The organism is Sphingomonas gei, from assembly GCF_004792685.1.
Lineage (GTDB): Bacteria > Pseudomonadota > Alphaproteobacteria > Sphingomonadales > Sphingomonadaceae > Sphingomonas > Sphingomonas gei.
In genome coordinates this window covers 140350-158404 of sequence record NZ_SRXT01000002.1, presented here as the reverse complement: position 1 = coordinate 158404, position 18055 = coordinate 140350, and the positions used below count along the sequence as shown (strand labels likewise).

The following is an 18055-nucleotide window of genomic DNA, read 5'->3' as shown; positions in this document are numbered from 1 at the left end:
GCGGCATGCCCCGGGCGCTGTTCGTCGCGCTCGCTTTGCTCGCCGCGATCGGGTTCGCAGCGCTCGGCGTCTGGCAAGTCGAGCGCCGCGCCTGGAAGCTCGACCTGATCGAGCGAGTCGACGCGCGACTCCACGCAGCGCCGGCGCCGCTGCCCGACCCTCGGCAATGGGCCAGCATCGATCCGCGCGATTACGAATATCGCCGGGTGCGCGTCACCGGCATATTCCGTCATGATCGCGAGGCTTTGGTCCAGGCATTGACCGAGCGTGGCGCCGGCGCCTGGGTGCTCACCCCGCTGCGCACGCCGGAGGGCGTCGTCCTCGTCAACCGCGGCTTCGTCCCTCAGGAACGGCGCGACCCGGCGACGCGCGCTGCCGGGCAAAGCGCAGGCCAGGCAACGGTGACCGGCTTGATGCGCGTCAGCGAACCGCGTGGCGGGTTCCTGCGCACCAACGACCCCGCCGCCGACCGCTGGTACTCGCGCGATGTCGCAGCGATCGCCCGGGCGCGCGGCCTGGGTTCGGTCGCCCCCTTCTTCATCGACGCCGACGCCGCTCCCAATCCCGGCGGCTATCCGGTAGGCGGTCTCACCGTGATCCAGTTCCGCAATTCGCACCTTGTCTACGCGCTGACCTGGTTCGCGCTCGCCGCGTTGAGCGGAGCCGCGGCCGTGCTCGCCTTGCGCATGCGCCGGCGCTGATGGACGCGCCTCTTCTCGCGCTAACTCGCCGCGCCGCCGGCACGCTCGAGACCGCGGCCGCGGAGAATATGCGCCAGCTCGTCCAACTGCGCTGGATCGCCGTCGCCGGCCAGACCCTGACGATCCTGCTCGTCCATTTCGGGCTGCGCGTGCCGCTGCCGGTGATCGAGATGCTCGGCGTCGTGCTGGCGCTCGCCTGCGCCAACCTGCTCGGCACGATCGCACTGCCGCGGCACCGGGTATATGACGGCGAGATCATGGTCGCGCTGCTGCTCGACATGGCGGCGCTCACGCTCCAGCTGTATTTCAGCGGCGGCGCGACCAACCCGTTCATCTCGCTCTACTTGCTCCAGGTCGTGCTCGGCGCGATCCTGTTGCCGTCCGCCGCGGTTGCAGTTCTCGTGTCGGCGACCGCGCTCAGCTATGCCTTGCTCAGCGTCAGCTATGTCCCGCTGGCGCTCCCGCAAGGACTCCTCGTCGACAGCCCCGCGCTGTTCGCGGCCGGGCGCTGGCTGGCGTTCGTCATGGTGGCCAGCCTGCTGGTGCTGTTCATCACCCGCATCAGCCGCAATTTGCGCACGCGCGACACCCATGTCGCCGACCTGCGCCAGCATGCCGCGCAGGAAGACGGCATCGTCCGCATGGGGCTGTTCGCCTCGGGCGCTGCGCACGAACTGGGCACCCCGCTTGGCACGCTCGCGGTGATCCTCGCCGACTGGCGCCGCATGCCCGCGGTGATCGGCGACCCCGAACTCGCTTCCGAAGTCGAGGAAATGCGCGCCGAGGTCCAGCGCTGCAAGGCGATCGTATCGGACATCCTCCACTCGGCCGGCCAACCGCGCGGCGAGGCTATGGAAGGCCAGCCCGCCGGCCCCTATCTCGATGCCGTCGCCGAGGCCTGGCAGGCCACGCACCCGCACGTGCCGCTCGATTATGTCCGCGACGCCGCCGGCGGCGCGGTGATCGCCGTCGACGCCGCGCTTCGCCAGGCGATCTGGAACCTGCTCGACAATGCGGCGGAGGCATCCCCCGCCGGCGTACGGCTGACCGCGTCGGCCGACGATCGGATGCTTGCCGTTACCGTAGTCGATTGGGGAGACGGGTTCAGCCCCGAAGCCCTCGCGCAGATTGGCAAGCTGTACCAATCGACCAAGGGCGCGGGGCACGGCGTCGGGCTGTTCCTCGCCATCAATGTCGCGCGGCGCCTCGGCGGGCGGCTGGAGGCGAGCAATCGCGTCGGCGGGGGCGCCGAAGTGCGCCTGCTGCTGCCGCTCGCCCAGCGACAAGGGGAGCATTGAGATGAACGGTCCCAGCCTGATCCTCGTCGAGGACGACGAGACTTTCGCGCGCACGCTGCAGCGTTCGTTCGAGCGGCGCGGCTACCGCGTCCGGGTCGCCGCCGATATCGGCCAGCTGAAGGCCTTGCTCGACGCCGAGATCCCCGAGCGCGCCGTGGTCGATCTCAAGCTGGCGACGTCCTCCGGCCTACCGTGCATCCAGCTTCTCCACGCCCGCGATCCCGCGATGCTGATCGTCGTGCTCACCGGCTATGCCAGCATCTCGACCGCAGTGGAGGCGATCAAGCTCGGCGCCTGCCATTATCTGGTCAAGCCGTCCAACACCGACGATATCGAGGCGGCGTTCGACAAGCCCGCCGGCGACGCCACGGTGCCGCTGACCAACCGCGCCTCTTCGATCAAGACCCACGAATGGGAGATGATCAACGAAACCCTCGCCGCCACCGGGTTCAACATCTCCGAAACCGCACGCCGGCTCGGAATGCACCGCCGCACGCTGGCGCGGAAGCTCGAGAAGCGGCCGGTTAAATAGGCCGCCCGCCCCTTGGGTCCCCCGGCTGGCGAACCGGCCGTCAGCTCGATCCCAGCGCACCCAATGCGACGAGAAGCGCATCGAGCTGCGCGAACTGCTCGGGCATCCCGCCCTCCATGCCGATAAGCGCTTCGTCGAGCGCTTCCTTCGAGGGATAGAGTTCGTGGAAGGTCAGCAGTGTCGTGCCGCCCTTGTCCTCGAAGGTCACCGTGGTCACCGCGCCGTCTTCGCCTTCCTCATTGGTCCAGACGAGGCGCGCGCCCGGGGTCACTTCGATATATTTGCCGAAGAATGCCCAGGCGTTCGAGGCATCCTGGCCGAACTCGATCCGGTAACTGCCTCCGGTACGAACATCCATCTCGCACGAAAGCAACGGCACCCCCATCGACTTGGGTGCCCACCAGCGCGTGAACAATTCGGGCTTGGTCCAGGCCTCGAACACGATGCGCGCCGGCGCGTCGAAGATTCGCGTGACGACCATTTCGCGGTCGGACGTGCGTTCCACCGTGGTGCGGTCCTGTGTGTCGGGCGCACTATCTCTCTCGTCCATCGCTTTCCTCCTTCAGCCTCAATTCCGCGACCACCGCCTCCAGCGCGTCGAAGCGTTCTTCCCAGAGCAGCCGATACGTCTCGATCCACGCCGCCTCCGCCGCCAGGCCGCCAAGCCCGAGTCTGCAGGTCCGCACCCGCCCGACCTTCTCGGTCGTGACCAGTCCCGCCTGCTCCAGCACGCCGACATGCTTCTTCATGCCGGTGAGAGTCATGTTGAACTTGCCCGCAAGGTCGCTGATCGAAGCCTCCGCCCGTCCAAGCTGCTCCAGGACGCCCCGTCGTGTGGCATCCGAAAGCGCGGCGAACGACGCGTCGAGGCGGGCGTTTGCATACTGAGCCATATGGTTCAGTTTTAGCGCGCGGATTGAGGACACGCAAGCGCCGTCACCGCATAGGTTGGCATGATGCAATCGGGGATTTGTCGAGCGATGTGCAGATAGGCAGCAGATCCCGCAAAAGCGGGCGGGAGAGAATGCCACCAGGACATGCAGGGTGGCAAGGCCCTGGCGGAGACGGAGGGAGAAGATGTGTACCGGTCGTGATACTCGTAACATATTGGAAGAATGCCCTTTCCCTCTACTTTGCGTACCAACCTATGTACCGGGGAAGTGTACCACTTTCCCGTCGAGTACGAAGCAGTAATGATGCATCCAACGGCATCCAACAGATTGTGCGTGGATGAACAACTCCCGTGTGAGGTTGCTTTCACTACTATGTCCCCTCCCCGGCGATTTGACTGCCCGCAAACTGACGGACAGCAAAACTGCTTGCTCAGAAGCGTCGACTGACAGGGCTGATGGCGTAACGGCCGCTTTGTGCGCCAAAGGCAGGATTGCTGCCATTCATCCATCAGGGGCACGATTTGCGATGCATTGGAAATGATGCCGGGCGGACATGGGGCAAATCCACGCTTGCGGAACAACCTAACTAGCGATCGTAGAACGTAATGAGCGATCTAGAGGCGAAGTGATCAGAATATGACGGGCGGATGCGCATTCAAGCGAGCGACACGTGCTCGCATTGAAGCGTAGTGTTGCTCCAGTAAAATTCACGTTTAAGAGAGCCTAGGCGTAAATGCGAAACATGGGGTTGGGGGACGGCGATGCGGGATAATGGTACGATGGCAGTGTGGTGCGTTCCTCGTGCCAGTTCTCTCCCCACAGAGCTTGAAGCCCACTTCAACTATTGGCACATTGCGGGAGGCAAAGTAGCCCGAGGAAAGCGAGCAAGCACGGATTTTGTCGAAGTCGGTCTAATGGTCACCGATATTGCGCAAATTGACCGAATCTGCATCTATTTTCCGGCCGAAGTCGATCGGGCCAGCATCGAGGATTGCGCACCGTTTCTGGCAAAGGGCGAATTTGCTCAAGGCATCTTCAACGAGGTTCTCGCGACCACTGCCCCCGTCCCAGGTGGCGCGCGTTGTGTCGTTCTGCTTGATCAGAATAGTTCGATCTTCTGCCGCGTTCACCAGTTCGGTATCAACGGGGGCGTCATTGATCCAAGCGAACTCGACGTGAGCCCACAGCATGGCGGAACCGTGCTCAGCATCACACGCGCTGCGGTCGATGAAGCCTGCCTCAACACCACGCCCGCCGTGCGCTCCTATTTCCGCCTACGGTTCCATCTTAATCGCGGAAGCGACCAGAACCCGTTCGTGAAGGTCGTCCCTACGCCCGACCGACTGCTCCAAAGCGGCTTCGACGAGATCGAGTACCTGGATTTTCGCGTCAATGAAGCTCGTACTCTGCCGATGCCGATTGAATTGCGTATGAAGACCGATCGTGCAGCAGGCGGCGCCGTCCTGCTCAAACTGGTCGCGTTTCTGACCGCTGTGCCAGTTCATTCCGAACTGACTGTCTCCAACACACCTTCGCATAAGATGCGTCTGCTCGAACACCGCCTATGGAACAGCTATGCTGCCGGCATACCTGACGGGATGGTTGTCTATCACTGGAAGCGCGAGCATGATCCGAACCGGCCGATCGCCGATTTTTCGGCGTTCGTGAAGCTGGAGACTCGCCGGAGCAGCCGCAAGATTTTGGCGAAGTATCTCGTGATCGCCTTCCTGATCGGCTTGCTCGGCAATTTTATAGCATCCGGTTTGCAATGGGTGGTCGGTGTGGCTTGGGAGCATCATCAGGCTAGGACGACCAAGCAAGATAAAATCATCGCTTCGCCGCCTAGCGCACCGCCCCCTAGGCTTCCGGCGCCGACTGAGGTAGGAAACAGACTGTGAACAACCTGTCCCCCTTTTCCAGCGCTTTGCCGCTCACCGGCTCGTTCGATGGCCTCACCGCGTGCGAAGCCGAAGCGCTCGCCTTCCTCATGCCGCTGTCGGACGATTATCCCGGTATCGACTGTTGGTTCCGCCGCAAGGTGGTGCCCGGATTACGCTCCGGCACGCGCTTCCTGTTGCCGGTTGAGCGGGACGGCAGGCTGGTCGGTCTCGGCATCGCCAAGAACGAGCTCGATGAGCGTAAGATCTGCACCGTTCGCGTTTCGCCGCATTATTCAGGCCGTGGCGTTGGCGTTCGGCTGTTTGATGGCCTGCTTAAGTGGTTGGATGACGACCGCCCCCACCTGACGGTCAGCGCGACCAAGCTTCCGGTCTTCGAACGGATCTTCGATCATTACGGATTCGATGTCACCTCGGCCCATGAGGGACTGTATACGCCGCGGGCCGTCGAGCTAGGCTATAACGAGGCGTTGTTTTCCAGCATTGCCCCGATGGTGGCTTCGCACGAGAAGCCGGCTTTCATCGGCCCAGAATGTCGTCCAAGCTGAAGTGAGGCCCTACAGTGGCCACTGCCACGTCCAGGCCAAGCTGCACACCATAAGCCTCGACCGCCGTCCTTTCGGCGGTAATCTCTCGTGCGATAGCCTGCAGATCGCGTAAGGGCCGGGGGCGGGCGTCGGCCGATCTGCGCTTGGCGATCTCGGCTGGAGTCGCTTCCAGCAGGACGAGCAGCGTTGGTTCGAGCGCGCCGATCACTGATACCGGCACTTCGACTAACGCCCGGTCATTGTCGATCACCGCATGGGCATCGAGCAAGATCCGATGGTTACGACGACCGAGCCGATAACGCTTGAGGGCGTCAGGCAACAGAGCCTGATTTTCGATGATCTGCTCGCGCTTAGCGGTCCGCAGCTCCTCGGCGGACGCCGCCTGGATGCTTTTGAGAAGGGCGCTGGCGCTGACGAAAAGGAAACCAGGATGACGCGCGACATAGTTTTCACATGCGGTCGTCTTGCCAACGCCGGAGACACCAAAAACCAGAATGCACGAGCACATGTTACAGCATGGCGAGCTGGCGAACCGGCACGCCTTTGGAGCCCGTCGGAGGGACATACATGTAAGATTGTGGCGGCGTGAAATCGTCGAACCATTCGGTCGGGCAGATCGGTTCGTCAAAGACCCTCAGGGCGCCGATCTGAAGCGCGAAGCCCCGTGACCGACCGCTAAAATATACGTCAAAAAAATCCTTCGAGATACCCGATCCGGTCGCGGTAGCGGCCCACAGCGCTTCCGGCTCGTCCTCGATGATGCCAGCGATGTCAAACTCCGCCACCAGCTTTCCAACCGGCTTGGTGCAATAGATCAATACCGTTGTAATATCTCGGCGTGCAAAAATCCGGCGCCTGAATTCATATGTCTTAATTCCTCTTAAGATATTGTCGACATGGACCGGATTAATCGACAATAAGACGCGCATTTACTTCTCCCATTTCAACAATACGATCAAGCTGCTCACGACTGAGTTCACGAAGGTCCCAGCGCGGCTGCTCCGACATCACACCCGCGTCAAGCAGCTGTCCCCGAGTGGTGCGCCGTCCGAAAGCGGCGTTATAGGTTATCTTCAAGACGTAAAGCCGCTTCCAGCTTGCCCAGTACCCCCGGAGAACCTCTTCCGAGAACACGCTTCGGGGCAACGCGTAGGCCAAAAAGGCATCGACGCTTGCAAAATCCTTCTTCCCCTTGACCTCCTCCACGACGCATATCGAGCTTACGACGGAGCGAAAATAGGCGCGCCCCTGAATGTCGGTGGTTCGGTAGAAAATGACGACATCGCCTGGAGACATCCGCTTTAACGCAAGCTTACCGATGTAAACCTTGTGGATGGAATTTGTGTGCGACACGTCCTGGACCATCTCGGCGGGTTCGTTTCGCAGTATTGAATCTGGCAGCAATTCGGTGTGATATTCGGGATAAATCGCTAGCAGCCAGGCGCGCCGGCCGCTTAAATGGATGAATGGATAATCCTTCAGTCGATCTCCGGTTAAATTAGTAAAAGATCGCACCAAAACTAGCTCGGTCCCGTTGTCAGTAGTCTTGGTGCCCTGCCGTACGAAGCCGAAACGCTCGAAAAGAGCGATCAACTGATCATGTAGCTCGAAGACGGTAACATAGATCGCATCGGCCCCTGTTGCGATCGCCGTATCGAAAATCTTCTTGATGACACGCTCGCCAAGGCGCGTCCCGCGCCCCACAATCTTGAGCGTGCCGACCTTAAGCCATTTGCGGTCCGGCAGCGGCGGATCCACCTCGGGGACCGGCCCATGCTCCTCCTTAAGATAGACCATGCCGCTGAGTTCGCCCGTCACGTCGTCGATGACAGCATAGACATCCTGATCGGCCTTTCGAGCAAACCAGTCTGGAAACTCGTCATATCCAGCCTTGAGGCTGTCGAAGAACGGATCGGCAGGCGATAACGCGCTGAATTTTGTCAATCGCAACTGGCGTGACACGATGACCCCCGCGTTCGTGAAACCTATTTCATAGGTCAAGTGGGACGCGAAGCAACGCCCGACCGACACTTGCTCACGGTAAAAGGTTGCCGATCCCGGCACCAGCCTTCGCAGCGATAGCCGATCTATCGCTCGATGCCGGTAAAGAGCGCCATCGCGTCAACGCCGGTAAAGCCTGCCTGGATAACCCGGACGCGTAGCTGAAAGATCGTCGCGCTCGGCACTCGCCGCTGGGGCTGACGATGGACGAAGCGGCCCGTGGTTACTGGCAGCAAGGTACAAAGGATGATGCTTTCGGCGGCCAGGAGATGGGTGAGGTCCGCAATGATCACGCTCTGGATTTGGATCGCGAATCCGGGTTCGGCAACGGCTTCAATCGATGTTCCAGTGGAGCTAAGACGTCATGCCGCTCGGCCGCCGCATTCTCAAACCCGCAGCAAGAATCGCATAAAGGCGATTATAGTTTCTGTGGAGAAGATGATCACCTGACTTCTCAGCGCTATCGCAGCCGGTTACTCTCGAAGAATGACAAAACCTGCAATTGCGGCCCGAGACACTATCCTTATCACGCACGCGAACCCCGAGGACAATCGGTTCGCCCGTTGGCTTGCCGCTCGACTGACGACCGCAGGCTACAAGACGTGGGTCGACGTCCGTTCACTTCGCGGAGGTGACGATTTCTGGGACAGAATCGAGCATGTCCTTCGCCACGAGACAGTGAAACAGGTCGTCGTCGTATCGGAGCACATCGGGAAACAGGGCGTGAAGAAAGAGCTCGCATTGGGAGATGTGATGCGGCGGAAGCTTGGTGACCAAACGTTCATGATACCCATACGGATCGGCGATGTCGATTATGGCGAGCTGCCCACGGAGATCCTTCGGCAGAACTCTCACAACGCATTTCCGAACTGGGCCGCCTGCCTCGAACCATTGCTTGAGACGCTCGACACAGCCGCCGTTCCGAAGGTCTCCGGCCCCGACGCTGCATTGCTTTCCACAATCGTCGCGGCCCAAGAGGATGGTCGCAAGCTGGTCGCGGACATTCCGGAGACGCTCTACAGCAATTGGTTCGAGCTAGAGGCACGCCCGGACGTCTGGGTGATGGAGGCCAAGGGGACGACAGCCCAGCTCGAGGCTTGGGGGGAATTCACGCGGGTGCCACATGTCCTTCACAGTGGCGGCGCCATTGCCTTCTGCGGTCCGGTCGCGATCGAAGGGCTCGACGGTGCTCCGCCGCCCCTGAAGGCTAGGGCGAGCCTGCCGTTCAACTCCGTGGTGGACGGCGCCTACACGCATGTCTTCGGCGAGCGATCGAACACGCGGCGGATCATGGTGAATCTAATGCGGCAGCATTGGGATCTCGCAATGCACAGCCGAGGCCTTCTGCCGGTGAACTTCGCCTCCGGCGCAAGGGGCTGGTTCTTTCCGGACGGTCTCATTTCGAAGTCAGTCAAGATTGCGTTGCCTGACGGCCACAAGGTCGACCGCGTGCTTAGCGGAAAATTTAAGGAGCGCCGTTGGCACCTTTGCCTCGTCGCACAGCCGAAGCTCTGGCCCGATGCGCTCTATCGGGTCCACGCCAATGTAGCTGTGACTATCGACGGCAAGACCCCATTGCCTGGCGAGCAGCTGCAACGCATCCGCCTCCGATTGACCCGCTCCTGGTTCAATGACAAGTGGCGCGATATGCTGCTGGCGGCAATGGGGTGGCTGAGCGAGGGTGCTGACACCCTCGACCTCGCGGCGATGGGCGAGCGTCTGTCTGTGGCGAGCCTGCCGATGACCTTCGACTTCCCAGTCAGCTTCGTCGCCGAGGAGGACCGGCAGACCGAGGAGGACGAGACGGGCCAGATCACGCTCTCCGAGGAATTCGATTCCGCTTTCGACTCCGATCCGGATGCGGAGGAAGCCGCAGCATGAGGATCGCTACACATCGCATTCCGGAGCCGCTGCTCGAATTCGGACATGGCCAGCGGATGGAGGCGCCCAAGGACGGTCTCTTCCTGTTCGGGCCTCTCGAAGGGCCAGACGGTCGCTCTCAGGTCCGTCTCGGCGTGATCGGCACTGACAGCGGCGTCGGCCTGTCGCGCCGCTGGCTGGAGCGGATCGGCCTTCATATTGGCGGCAAGACCGACCGGAAAGGCCGCCCGACTCTTTGGGCTCCGGCTTGGCCCGGATTCGAGACGTGCTTCGGCATCTCGATGCCGACGCGTGGCATGGTGGAGCTGGGACTAAAGAGCGGCGACATCGATCACTGCATCAAGAAGAACAACCGGGCAGACGCCGTTCGTTCGACCGTGCTGCTGTTCGCCGACGCCATTCGCACGCACATACGCGGTGAGGAGCGGCGACCTGACGTCTGGCTCGTCGTCGTGCCCGACGTTGTCTACCGATACGGTCGTCCAGAGGTCGCTGCTCCGCCGAGGGATGAACGCACGGCGTCGGACATAACCTCGTTCAAGGACGCCAAGCGCTTCTTCGAACAGGGTGGCGACCTGTTCCCTGAGACCGTGAAAGACGCAGAAACCTACCTATTCTCTAACAACTTCCACCACCAGCTCAAGGCCGAGCTACTCCAAGATGGCGTCGTCCTTCAGCTGATCCTGGAGAGTACACTTGTCGACCGCAGCCTAGGGATTTCCGATGATCGCCGCCGCGGCCTGCAGGACGAGGCCACGGTCGCGTGGAATTTCTGCACCACTCTCTATTTCAAGATGGACGCGAAGCCTTGGGCGCTGGCGGATGTCAGGCCCGGCGTCTGCTACGTCGGGCTAGTCTTCAAGAAAGACGACACGCCGGCGGCAACGGGTGAGGCCTGCTGCGCGGCACAGATGTTTCTGAATTCGGGCGATGGCTTGGTTTTCCGTGGAGCGCTTGGTCCGTGGTACTCGGACAAGACCAAGGAATATCATCTTTCGGAAACTGCTGCCGCAGCGCTGATGGACTCGGTCGTCGCGGGCTATAGTGCGAAGCATGGTTGCGCCCCGACCCAACTTTTCATACACGGTCGCCATCGCTTCTCGGACGACGAGTGGCAGGGCTTCTCAAGTTCGGTGCCCGCCGAAACACAGCTGGTCGGGGTCAAGATAAAGCAGCTCGACGACGTGCGCCTTTTCCGTCCGGATGCCTCGGTGCCGGTCCTGAGAGGCACCGCCCTGACTGTCGGCCGTTATTCGGGCTTTCTTTGGGCGCGAGGATACGTGCCCCGCTTAGCGGCATATCAAGGCTTCGAGACTCCCAAACCTTTGACAATCGACATTACCCACGGGCGTGGTGACATCGTCGAGGTTCTCAGCGACGTCCTTGCGCTGACGAAGGTCAACTACAATGCCTGCGATTTTGCCAGCGCGCTGCCGGTGACATTAAAGTTCGCAGATCGCGTAGGTGAGATATTGATGGCCTCACCCCGGACGGTTACCGCGCCGCCACTTCCCTTTCGTCACTACATCTAAACCGCATGCCGAGAGGTTGCGTGATGAACATCCGCGCTCGCCAACTTGGGCCCAAAATGCGCCGTGGTTCTAGTCAGCGCGATCCGGTTGTTAGGTGCCCGTGACGCAGGTTTTCGATTTGGCTGCCCTGAGCTTCGATTAGCCGCAGGGCCTGAGCGAGGTTGGACCCCAGCCGGGGTACGGCGGGCAGCCAGCGGTATGGCAGGCGCAGTTGATCGCCGACTGGCCAAACCATTCGGTTTCGAATGTTTCCGCCTTCTCGGAGAAAGATCAGATCGCCTACAGCCGAGGCGTGCTCGCCAGTTCGAAACCCGGCTCCGGTGAGTAGATCAGTTAGCTCACCACTCTCCGCGAGGACCGCGCGGGACACGGCGTTGCCCCGCCGTGTGAACTGGTCCAAGGCGTAGCCGGGAATGTGTGAAATGAACTGCACCGGTGGCATCGGATCGTCGGCGATCGAGGGTTCATCGGCCGTCGCGTGCTCCTGCAAGATCAGGGGAAAGAGGAGCGCCATCGGGTTGCGGCTAATCCTCAACGCATCTCGACATATCGTAACAAGGGGGGAGAAATGACAAAGCTCCGCTAAGGTTTCGAAGATCGCTACTGGCTCTCGGCCGACGTGCCCCTCGATTAGCCCTCCTCCAGCCGCCAGCGCGGACAAGCCGCGCATGACCATCGGCTGGGCACTATCCGCCATTGTTGCGATCAAACTGCCGATATCCATCTCCAAGGCATCAGCTCGCGCCCGCTGGAGCGCCGTGTCGTTCGTTGCACGCAGGAGCAAATCGCACGCAGCCTGACAGTGATTGCTGTCGGCCATTTGCCGGGTTAACTCCGCAAGTACGGCCCAGTCACCGCCCACCCCTGCGCGCCATGTCCGGGCACGCTGGGCAGCGACCACCCGCGCCAGAACCTCAGTGTTCGCTATTCCGACGTCTTCTAGGGCAATGACTACCAGCGCACGCCACGTCGCGCGGCGATCATGATCGAACAAATTGGCTAGTGCTCGCTGAGCCAGCACAGGTTCGGCGCGCCGGATCGCCTTTTGGAGAACGCTACGAGCGATCCAACGATCACATGGAAGCGGAGCAGGTTGGGGAACTGGGTGCGCTCGGATGTCTTCCGCAAAACCAGACAAAGCGCTTTCGAACGGGGCATTTTCTGAAAACAACATTTGAGACCTCCTCATGAGGAGGCCTCAGGACTTCTGCCCCACCACGAGTATATCCCAAGGGTCTGCTGGGTGAAGTTAATTGCGCAGCGCGACGCTGGAGCCGTGCAATTAACTTCATCGATACCGGCGCCAGCTCTTCAGGTTGACCTCCGGATAGTCCATCACGTTAATGGGTTGCTCCAGCGCGGTCCGGATCTGGGTCAGCGTCGCGAACTGCCCTCGAGCGGCTCAAAGCCCGTCATCTTTGCGAAGCCGTTTCCAGTCCACCGCGCGATCTCGCCATCCGCAGGGGCTGCGAGATCATATTTTAAACCTTCTGCAACGTACGAACTCCAGCGATACTCGACCCCGCGAAACCGCAATCTGGCAAGAACCGGCTCTAGCTCGGCCTCCATATCTTCAACGTTTGCATTGCGGACGAATATGGGACCAGTCAGCCGCAACGTCGCGCCGCCCACCATCTCTACCCTGATGTCTCGCCGGAACAGCTTTCCATCAAGCATGTCGGCATACTTGCGGCGCATTGTCGGAAGAAGCCTTTTCTGTTTCGCGGAGAGAGCCGCAACCAGCTGGCCCTGTGCCTTCTGTTGTTGTGCCGAGAGCGCAAGAGTTGAACCGTCTTCGATGTTAGTCGCCAAGCCGTCGATCTGAGTAAGTAGCTTCCCGAACGCGCTGTCATCGACGGGTGCCGCGTCAGGCAGCCCTCGGGCTTCCGGCAACCAATAGTTTTGGACGCGTTCCACGTACGCGGACGCGGCATCCTGAATGGGCAAGGGGAACTGAGGCGAAGGTGAAGAGGCAGGCTGAGACGGCACAAGCGAGGGGTTGACGGGTTTAGCTATAAAACCCGGTCTGTCCGCGTTTGCGGATAGCATATGAGCTGCACCGAAAACGACTGCTGATACGGCAACACCCCCGAGATACGCTTTCCCCCACCACCGAAGCCGAGCCCGGTTCCCCGTTGATTTCACCCCGTCGCTCATCATCACCCCCGATTGCATTTCGTGATTTGAGCCGAAACCGTATCCGAAAGTCGGGCTTCCGCAAGTGTATTACGGATATTCGAGATTTCCGCAGGTCGCGGCCATGGTTTCCGACCGCACGCCGTTCGTAGGCTCAGTGGCGGGAGCTACTGATGGACCTTCGGAAACGCGTAGGAAATTTGGTCGCCCTTCACCGGCGGCGGCGGGGGCTTACGCAGCAGGCCCTTGCCGACATGATCGAGATGTCCCCCGACATGATATCTCGGATCGAGACTGGCGGAACGGGGCTCCGATTTCCCACCATCGAAAAGCTGGCGGAAGCGCTGGAAGTCGATCCGGCCGAATTGTTCATTGTTGATCCCGCACCGGGTCGCGACATGCGCCGCCCGCTGATCGAGCTAACCGTGCGATTATCAGGATTGTCGGATAGCGACCTCGCCTGGGTGAGTGAATTGCTGACCTCCGCCCTCAAAGGGCGCCGTTGAGGCGTTGTGACACCATCTCCGCCTTCTTCGCGGTCCTAGCCACCTAAGCTCGCCAGTGTGAGCTGAGACGGTGAAGTTAACTGCACGCAAGGTGCGGGTCGATTTTGACCAATGCGTATCTCCTCGAGAGCCAATGAGCATGTCAAGACGATGCGCTTGGCCTACTGGATATGCGCGATCTCCCTTGTGTCTCACCTTCCGCGAAGCGGTCCGGTTTTCGTTCGTCTCGCCAGCCACAGAGCTATCATTGCCCTCTCTTCGAGAGCCACAGAATTCGGCCCTTTGGCACCCGAAACAGCCAAAATTGCCGTCCTCATAGCATCGGCCCCCCCCTGGTTTCGGGTAGTGCCATCCCAGCTGTTCGGAGGCCTAGGCGAAACATGATTTTCTGCGTGGTCCCGGCAGAGAATGCCGAACCTTCGCGGGTTCGATGCCCCTCGTCGTTAAGACATCTGGCGATCTCGGAAAGCGTCGCCGCCCCTGTCGCGACGGCTCGTTCGACTGGCTGACGCAGGCTTTCAGCAAAATGCTCAGCTGCCGCCCGGTGGTTCGCCGCGAGCACCTTTCCGTGCGCACCGAGAACGACGCCGCGCGATTTCGCCGCGGCCAGTGCCGCCTTCGTGCGCGTTGCGATCTGATCACGCTCGTACTCTCCGAATACGGCCAGCATTTGCAACATGACCTTGTTCGCTGCGGGATTGTCCACCGCGACGAATTCGACCCCGCCCTCCATCAGCGACGATATGAATGAGACGGACCGTGCGAGGCGATCGAGGCGCGCGATCAGCAGAACCGCTCGCTGCCGGCGACACTGAGCGATCGCCTGCAGCAGCACCGGCCGGGTTGCTGAGCGTCCCGTTTCAACCTCGACATGCTCTTCAATGAGATTGCCGCCCACACTGGCGACATACCGCTGAACTGCCTTTCGCTGAGCTTCGATGCCGAGGCCGAAGGCTCCTTGGCGGTCGGTCGACACTCTCAGGTACGCCGTGAAGTTAACTGCCACAGGGTGCTTCCCGAGTTAGGGGTGGATAACCCGTGAAACGGTAGTCCTGTGGCGTCACCTTGGAAGAGGAAAGTGCCTCCTTACCAATCGTCGTTTAAGTTGGACTTCTTTGGCGGATTTTTCATCTCCGCAATCCTATCCAGCATTTTCTTCCCGAGAACATCGAATTCATGCGCCAGTGCCATCGGACTGGGGGCATGGAGGTTTGATGGGTGATCGACGAAACGCTGGGCCATGCACCAACGGAGCCAACTCCAGTTCTGTACTAACGCATGCACGAAGTCAGCCATGTCGCTTTCAGGGACGCCGATCGTGCCTGCCTTACTCCTGATCTCGGCGATATTCTCCCAAGTGAACTTGCTCGACCAGTCCCATTCTTGAAGCGTGGCAGAAGTCCAAACTTCCCGCACGATGGCTGCAAAGGCATAATCGGCGGGGCAGGCTTTCACATAGCCGGGCGCCTTTGGTACTTTTTTCCCATCTTTTCCCGAATATCCAGAAGGGTAGGCTTCGTTCATTCCCTTCTTCCCGGCTTCGCTGGGAAGAATGAAGCCTTTCCCGTTTTTTGTAGTTTTCGCTGAGTGGTGAACCTGCTTTGATGTCACATCGTACGACGACGGATCGACAGGAACTGCGGCATCCGGCTGGCTTTCACTAGTACCGTCGGGTGTTCCTTTCTTGCTCTTTTTGGCTGACCTGAGAACGGCTTGCTGCCGTGCCAAAGCTACGAGATCGAGCCCGCGCGTAGTCATCGTCAGCCACGTGACCTTGCCTATCGTGCCGGGGCGAGGTCGATAGCTGATCGTCCAATAGCCGAGCGCAGCCAGTTCCTTGAAATGCCGGTTCGCGGTTCTGGCGGCGATCCGCTGCTCGGCACGAAGTTCAGGGCCGGTCTTCCAGATCGCAGGTGCATCGCCATCCCAATGGGTGGCGTGCTGGCACCAATAGAGGCAGTAGGCCAGGGTGCGCGCAAGCGATGCATGGATCGCGAGGCCCGTGGTCGCCCGGAAGATGTCCTGTTCAGAGGCGTTGACCTTCATGCCTCGACCTTCCCCACGTTGACAGGAAGCCGGACCTTCAAATGCATGGCCTCCACGGCCGCGTTCAGGGTCGCCAGCGAGGCCCCCTCGCCGTACATTGCGCTGGTCGCGCCGTCGCTGTGGCCGATAATACGGTCGATCACATATTGCGGCTGGAGGGCATCGCGAAAAGCGTCCTCCGCATTGTGGCGGAAACTGTGGAAAACCAGGGCGGCGTCGTGCAGTCCTGCCTTGCTCATCAGCCTGCCAAACCACTTGCTGAAAACCGTCGACGCCTGCCCGTCCGCCCCAAACTTGACTTCCGGGAACAAGCGCTTTGCACCCTTCCGCTGCAACCGGCGGCGCTTCTCAACGAACTGCAGAAACCCCATCGCGATGAGATCGGGATGCAGCGGTATCCTGCGGACCCCCGCCTCGGACTTCACATGCTTGGCGTCCGGCTGGTTGCCCTCGCCTCCTTCCTCCGTGATCTTAAGAAACGAGATGCCGTCCACACCGTCCACGTCGGCGAGGTGAAGCTGAATGATCTCCCCGAGCCGCGCCCCCGTGTAGTATCCAAGGATCGGCACCCAGTAATAGGCGTCTCGTATCAACGCGCTGCCCGCCATGAACCGACGCTTCGTGGACAGGCATCCGGTGAAGACCGGGGCGGTGAAAAGCTGAATCAATTCATCCGCCGTGAACGGACGGCGAGACACCTTGCCTTTGGGCCGCTTGGCGACTTGCACGCGGATGTTCTCGGCAGGGTTGCTCTCAATATACCCCTGCTCCGACAGACACCAACGGAAGAAGGCCTGCGTCGGAACGAAGATCAAGGCGACCGTGCTGTCGCCGATCCTGTGGGTGGCGCTCGTCGTCTGCTTCTCCGCGAACGTCTGACGAACCGCCTTGCCGCTATTCTTGCGGAGGCGGGCGATGGCGTCGCGGTAGCCACGAACATCCGCCGCGACGATCGAGGCAAGCAGCCGTTCATCCCCGAAATGCTGACGGAGGTAGCCGAGATAGCGGCACCGGATGACATGTGTCTTGTGGGTCCAGCTACGCTGCTTGGTGGAGAGATAGGTGTCGACAGCTTCGCCCAGCGTCGGGCCAAGCACTTCTACTGCCGACGGGGGCGCTGCCACTGCCGGTTCAGCAAAGATCGGATCGTTCGGCACGAAGGGCGCAATGCGGTCGGAGAGCCGCAACTGATACAGCCGCTCCCTCTCGATCAGTGCGCGAGCCGCACCGTCCATCAGATCATCACGGGTCGTTTCCGCCAGATCGGACATGCGCAGCTTCGATGGAGAAAGCGCCCGCGTGGCAGTTAACTTCACCTCGCGGTCGTAAACCCCCATCATACGCTGGGTGAGCACGGCGGTGGAAACCTCCGACGAGCAGTATAGCTGCTCATTGCGCTCCCAATCGGAGAGGCGGTGGCCGGCTGCCCCTTCTACCTCCCGCTTCATTACTTCGAACAAACTGCAAATCAGACCGCGTACCTGATCCTTCGACAACTCTTTCACTCTTACCATGGCGAAAACCTCGAACACGCGCGCAGCGCACACTGCGGCCAAGATCCGTGCTCGGGAGAGTTCGTAGGTGTGAAGCGAACGCCGCACCTCCGTCAGCCCGACCAGCGTCTGAATGTCGGCGGGCACCCGTATGCGCAGGTGGAATATGCCCGATCGACGTTGCAGGTGCTGGGCGCGGCTTCCGCTCATTGCGGCGCGTCCAAGTGACGACCCCACCAAACTTGGGTCGGCTCAACCGAAACTGTTCCCTCGGTCGCACGGGAGGTCTTATCGACCTTTGTGTACCAGCTTGTGTACCAACGAAACGATGGCTCACAACCCGAAATTCGTAAGCCGTTGATTATCCAGCAAAAGCTGGAAATCTGGCGGAGACGGAGGGATTCGAACCCTCGGTAGGAGTAATCCCCCTACGGCGGTTTAGCAAACCGCTGGTTTCAGCCACTCACCCACGTCTCCGGGAAGGCCCGAAGTCGAGCCCTATAGCGACGGAGTTTTGCGCGATCAACGGAAGAACCGCCTCGACGCGAAATCGATTCCGCTTATCGCCCGTTCATTGCAGGGTCAGCCGT

General features: G+C 60.7%; 19 protein-coding genes and 1 tRNA gene. 8 read left to right on the top strand and 12 right to left on the bottom strand.

The features are described 5' to 3' along the window. Positions 1–5 precede the first annotated feature (5 nt). Genes E5A73_RS04880 through E5A73_RS04870 form a run of 3 tightly spaced genes read left to right on the top strand, consistent with a single transcriptional unit; the run spans position 6 to position 2531 of the window. Positions 6–701, top strand: coding sequence for an SURF1 family protein (locus E5A73_RS04880; RefSeq protein WP_135962688.1), 696 nt, complete (start codon positions 6–8; stop codon positions 699–701). Then, positions 701–1999, top strand: a complete 1299-nt coding sequence (locus tag E5A73_RS04875; protein ID WP_135962687.1) for an ATP-binding protein — start codon at positions 701–703, stop codon at positions 1997–1999. The genes E5A73_RS04880 and E5A73_RS04875 overlap by 1 nt, the downstream gene beginning before the upstream one ends. A gap of 1 nt (position 2000) precedes the next feature. After that, complete coding sequence (locus E5A73_RS04870; RefSeq protein WP_135962686.1) at positions 2001–2531, top strand: response regulator transcription factor; 531 nt, start codon at positions 2001–2003, stop codon at positions 2529–2531. Between the two features lie 40 nt (positions 2532–2571). Here E5A73_RS04870 and E5A73_RS04865 read toward each other — a convergent pair whose 3' ends face one another. Further along, positions 2572–3081, bottom strand: a complete 510-nt coding sequence (locus tag E5A73_RS04865) for an SRPBCC family protein (RefSeq protein ID WP_135962685.1) — start codon at positions 3079–3081, stop codon at positions 2572–2574. Then, positions 3065–3424 (bottom strand): ArsR/SmtB family transcription factor, encoded by a 360-nt coding sequence (locus E5A73_RS04860; RefSeq protein ID WP_135962684.1) that lies wholly within the window; start codon positions 3422–3424, stop codon positions 3065–3067. The genes E5A73_RS04865 and E5A73_RS04860 overlap by 17 nt, the downstream gene beginning before the upstream one ends. Before the next feature lie 914 nt (positions 3425–4338). Between E5A73_RS04860 and E5A73_RS04855 the strand changes: the two genes are divergently transcribed. Together E5A73_RS04855 and E5A73_RS04850 are read left to right on the top strand one after the other, a co-directional pair. Further along, entirely contained in the window at positions 4339–5322 is a 984-nt protein-coding gene (locus E5A73_RS04855; RefSeq protein ID WP_135962683.1) for a hypothetical protein, read from the top strand. Beyond that, entirely contained in the window at positions 5319–5870 is a 552-nt protein-coding gene (locus E5A73_RS04850; protein WP_206366383.1) for a GNAT family N-acetyltransferase, read from the top strand. Before E5A73_RS04855 ends, E5A73_RS04850 begins: the two co-directional genes overlap by 4 nt. Here the strand turns inward: E5A73_RS04850 and E5A73_RS04845 are convergent. The 4 genes from E5A73_RS04845 to E5A73_RS04830 all read right to left on the bottom strand — a co-directional run bounded on the left by E5A73_RS04845 (position 5842) and on the right by E5A73_RS04830 (position 8164). Next, complete coding sequence (locus tag E5A73_RS04845; RefSeq protein WP_168355810.1) at positions 5842–6378, bottom strand: ATP-binding protein; 537 nt, start codon at positions 6376–6378, stop codon at positions 5842–5844. The genes E5A73_RS04850 and E5A73_RS04845 overlap by 29 nt on opposite strands. Before the next feature lies 1 nt (position 6379). Continuing rightward, positions 6380–6799 carry an ASCH domain-containing protein gene (locus E5A73_RS04840; protein ID WP_135962681.1) on the bottom strand — a complete coding sequence of 140 codons (420 nt, stop codon included), beginning with the start codon at positions 6797–6799 and terminating at the stop codon, positions 6380–6382. Beyond that, positions 6777–7871: a GNAT family N-acetyltransferase gene (locus E5A73_RS04835; RefSeq protein WP_206366382.1), complete on the bottom strand. Its 1095-nt coding sequence runs from the start codon at positions 7869–7871 to the stop codon at positions 6777–6779. Before E5A73_RS04835 ends, E5A73_RS04840 begins: the two co-directional genes overlap by 23 nt. Before the next feature lie 86 nt (positions 7872–7957). Further along, a complete protein-coding gene (locus E5A73_RS04830) occupies positions 7958–8164 on the bottom strand; it encodes a hypothetical protein (RefSeq protein WP_135962679.1) in 207 nt (68 codons plus the stop codon). Positions 8165–8357: 193 nt separating this feature from the next. Between E5A73_RS04830 and E5A73_RS04825 the strand changes: the two genes are divergently transcribed. Together E5A73_RS04825 and E5A73_RS04820 are read left to right on the top strand one after the other, a co-directional pair. After that, positions 8358–9752: a toll/interleukin-1 receptor domain-containing protein gene (locus E5A73_RS04825; RefSeq protein ID WP_135962678.1), complete on the top strand. Its 1395-nt coding sequence runs from the start codon at positions 8358–8360 to the stop codon at positions 9750–9752. Next, on the top strand, positions 9749–11284 hold the full coding sequence (locus E5A73_RS04820) for an argonaute/piwi family protein (RefSeq protein ID WP_135962677.1): 1536 nt from the start codon (positions 9749–9751) through the stop codon (positions 11282–11284). The genes E5A73_RS04825 and E5A73_RS04820 overlap by 4 nt, the downstream gene beginning before the upstream one ends. 73 nt (positions 11285–11357) lie before the next feature. On the opposite strand, the gene E5A73_RS04815 is transcribed toward E5A73_RS04820, so the two are convergent. Together E5A73_RS04815 and E5A73_RS04810 are read right to left on the bottom strand one after the other, a co-directional pair. Next, positions 11358–12458: a hypothetical protein gene (locus E5A73_RS04815; protein WP_168355809.1), complete on the bottom strand. Its 1101-nt coding sequence runs from the start codon at positions 12456–12458 to the stop codon at positions 11358–11360. Between the two features lie 200 nt (positions 12459–12658). Continuing rightward, positions 12659–13201 carry a hypothetical protein gene (locus E5A73_RS04810; RefSeq protein ID WP_135962675.1) on the bottom strand — a complete coding sequence of 181 codons (543 nt, stop codon included), beginning with the start codon at positions 13199–13201 and terminating at the stop codon, positions 12659–12661. A gap of 392 nt (positions 13202–13593) precedes the next feature. Between E5A73_RS04810 and E5A73_RS04805 the strand changes: the two genes are divergently transcribed. Then, a complete protein-coding gene (locus E5A73_RS04805) occupies positions 13594–13926 on the top strand; it encodes a helix-turn-helix domain-containing protein (protein ID WP_135962674.1) in 333 nt (110 codons plus the stop codon). A 313-nt stretch (positions 13927–14239) separates the two neighbouring features. Here the strand turns inward: E5A73_RS04805 and E5A73_RS04800 are convergent, their stop codons facing one another. From E5A73_RS04800 to E5A73_RS04785, 4 genes are all read right to left on the bottom strand, one after another. Further along, entirely contained in the window at positions 14240–14932 is a 693-nt protein-coding gene (locus E5A73_RS04800) for a recombinase family protein (protein ID WP_135962673.1), read from the bottom strand. An 80-nt stretch (positions 14933–15012) separates the two neighbouring features. Beyond that, the gene (locus E5A73_RS04795; RefSeq protein WP_135962672.1) at positions 15013–15972 is read right to left on the bottom strand and encodes a hypothetical protein; all 960 of its coding nucleotides are present in this window, start codon (positions 15970–15972) and stop codon (positions 15013–15015) included. Beyond that, entirely contained in the window at positions 15969–17675 is a 1707-nt protein-coding gene (locus tag E5A73_RS04790; protein ID WP_135962671.1) for a site-specific integrase, read from the bottom strand. The genes E5A73_RS04795 and E5A73_RS04790 overlap by 4 nt, the downstream gene beginning before the upstream one ends. A gap of 174 nt (positions 17676–17849) precedes the next feature. Beyond that, a tRNA-Ser gene (locus tag E5A73_RS04785) sits at positions 17850–17942 on the bottom strand. Between the last annotated feature and the right edge of the window lie 113 nt (positions 17943–18055).

Bases quoted from the DNA above. Each gene is read 5' to 3' on its own strand.
- E5A73_RS04860 (WP_135962684.1), bottom strand. From the start codon at position 3,424: ATGGCTCAGTATGCAAACGCCCGCCTCGACGCGTCGTTCGCCGCGCTT.
- E5A73_RS04865 (WP_135962685.1), bottom strand. From the start codon at position 3,081: ATGGACGAGAGAGATAGTGCGCCCGACACACAGGACCGCACCACGGTG.
- E5A73_RS04820 (WP_135962677.1), top strand. From the start codon at position 9,749: ATGAGGATCGCTACACATCGCATTCCGGAGCCGCTGCTCGAATTCGGA.
- E5A73_RS04805 (WP_135962674.1), top strand. From the start codon at position 13,594: ATGGACCTTCGGAAACGCGTAGGAAATTTGGTCGCCCTTCACCGGCGG.
- E5A73_RS04845 (WP_168355810.1), bottom strand. From the start codon at position 6,378: ATGTGCTCGTGCATTCTGGTTTTTGGTGTCTCCGGCGTTGGCAAGACG.
- E5A73_RS04815 (WP_168355809.1), bottom strand. From the start codon at position 12,458: ATGTTGTTTTCAGAAAATGCCCCGTTCGAAAGCGCTTTGTCTGGTTTT.
- E5A73_RS04795 (WP_135962672.1), bottom strand. From the start codon at position 15,972: ATGAAGGTCAACGCCTCTGAACAGGACATCTTCCGGGCGACCACGGGC.
- E5A73_RS04875 (WP_135962687.1), top strand. From the start codon at position 701: ATGGACGCGCCTCTTCTCGCGCTAACTCGCCGCGCCGCCGGCACGCTC.
- E5A73_RS04870 (WP_135962686.1), top strand. From the start codon at position 2,001: ATGAACGGTCCCAGCCTGATCCTCGTCGAGGACGACGAGACTTTCGCG.
- E5A73_RS04880 (WP_135962688.1), top strand. From the start codon at position 6: ATGCCCCGGGCGCTGTTCGTCGCGCTCGCTTTGCTCGCCGCGATCGGG.
- E5A73_RS04840 (WP_135962681.1), bottom strand. From the start codon at position 6,799: ATGCGCGTCTTATTGTCGATTAATCCGGTCCATGTCGACAATATCTTA.
- E5A73_RS04790 (WP_135962671.1), bottom strand. From the start codon at position 17,675: ATGAGCGGAAGCCGCGCCCAGCACCTGCAACGTCGATCGGGCATATTC.
- E5A73_RS04855 (WP_135962683.1), top strand. From the start codon at position 4,339: ATGGTCACCGATATTGCGCAAATTGACCGAATCTGCATCTATTTTCCG.
- E5A73_RS04825 (WP_135962678.1), top strand. From the start codon at position 8,358: ATGACAAAACCTGCAATTGCGGCCCGAGACACTATCCTTATCACGCAC.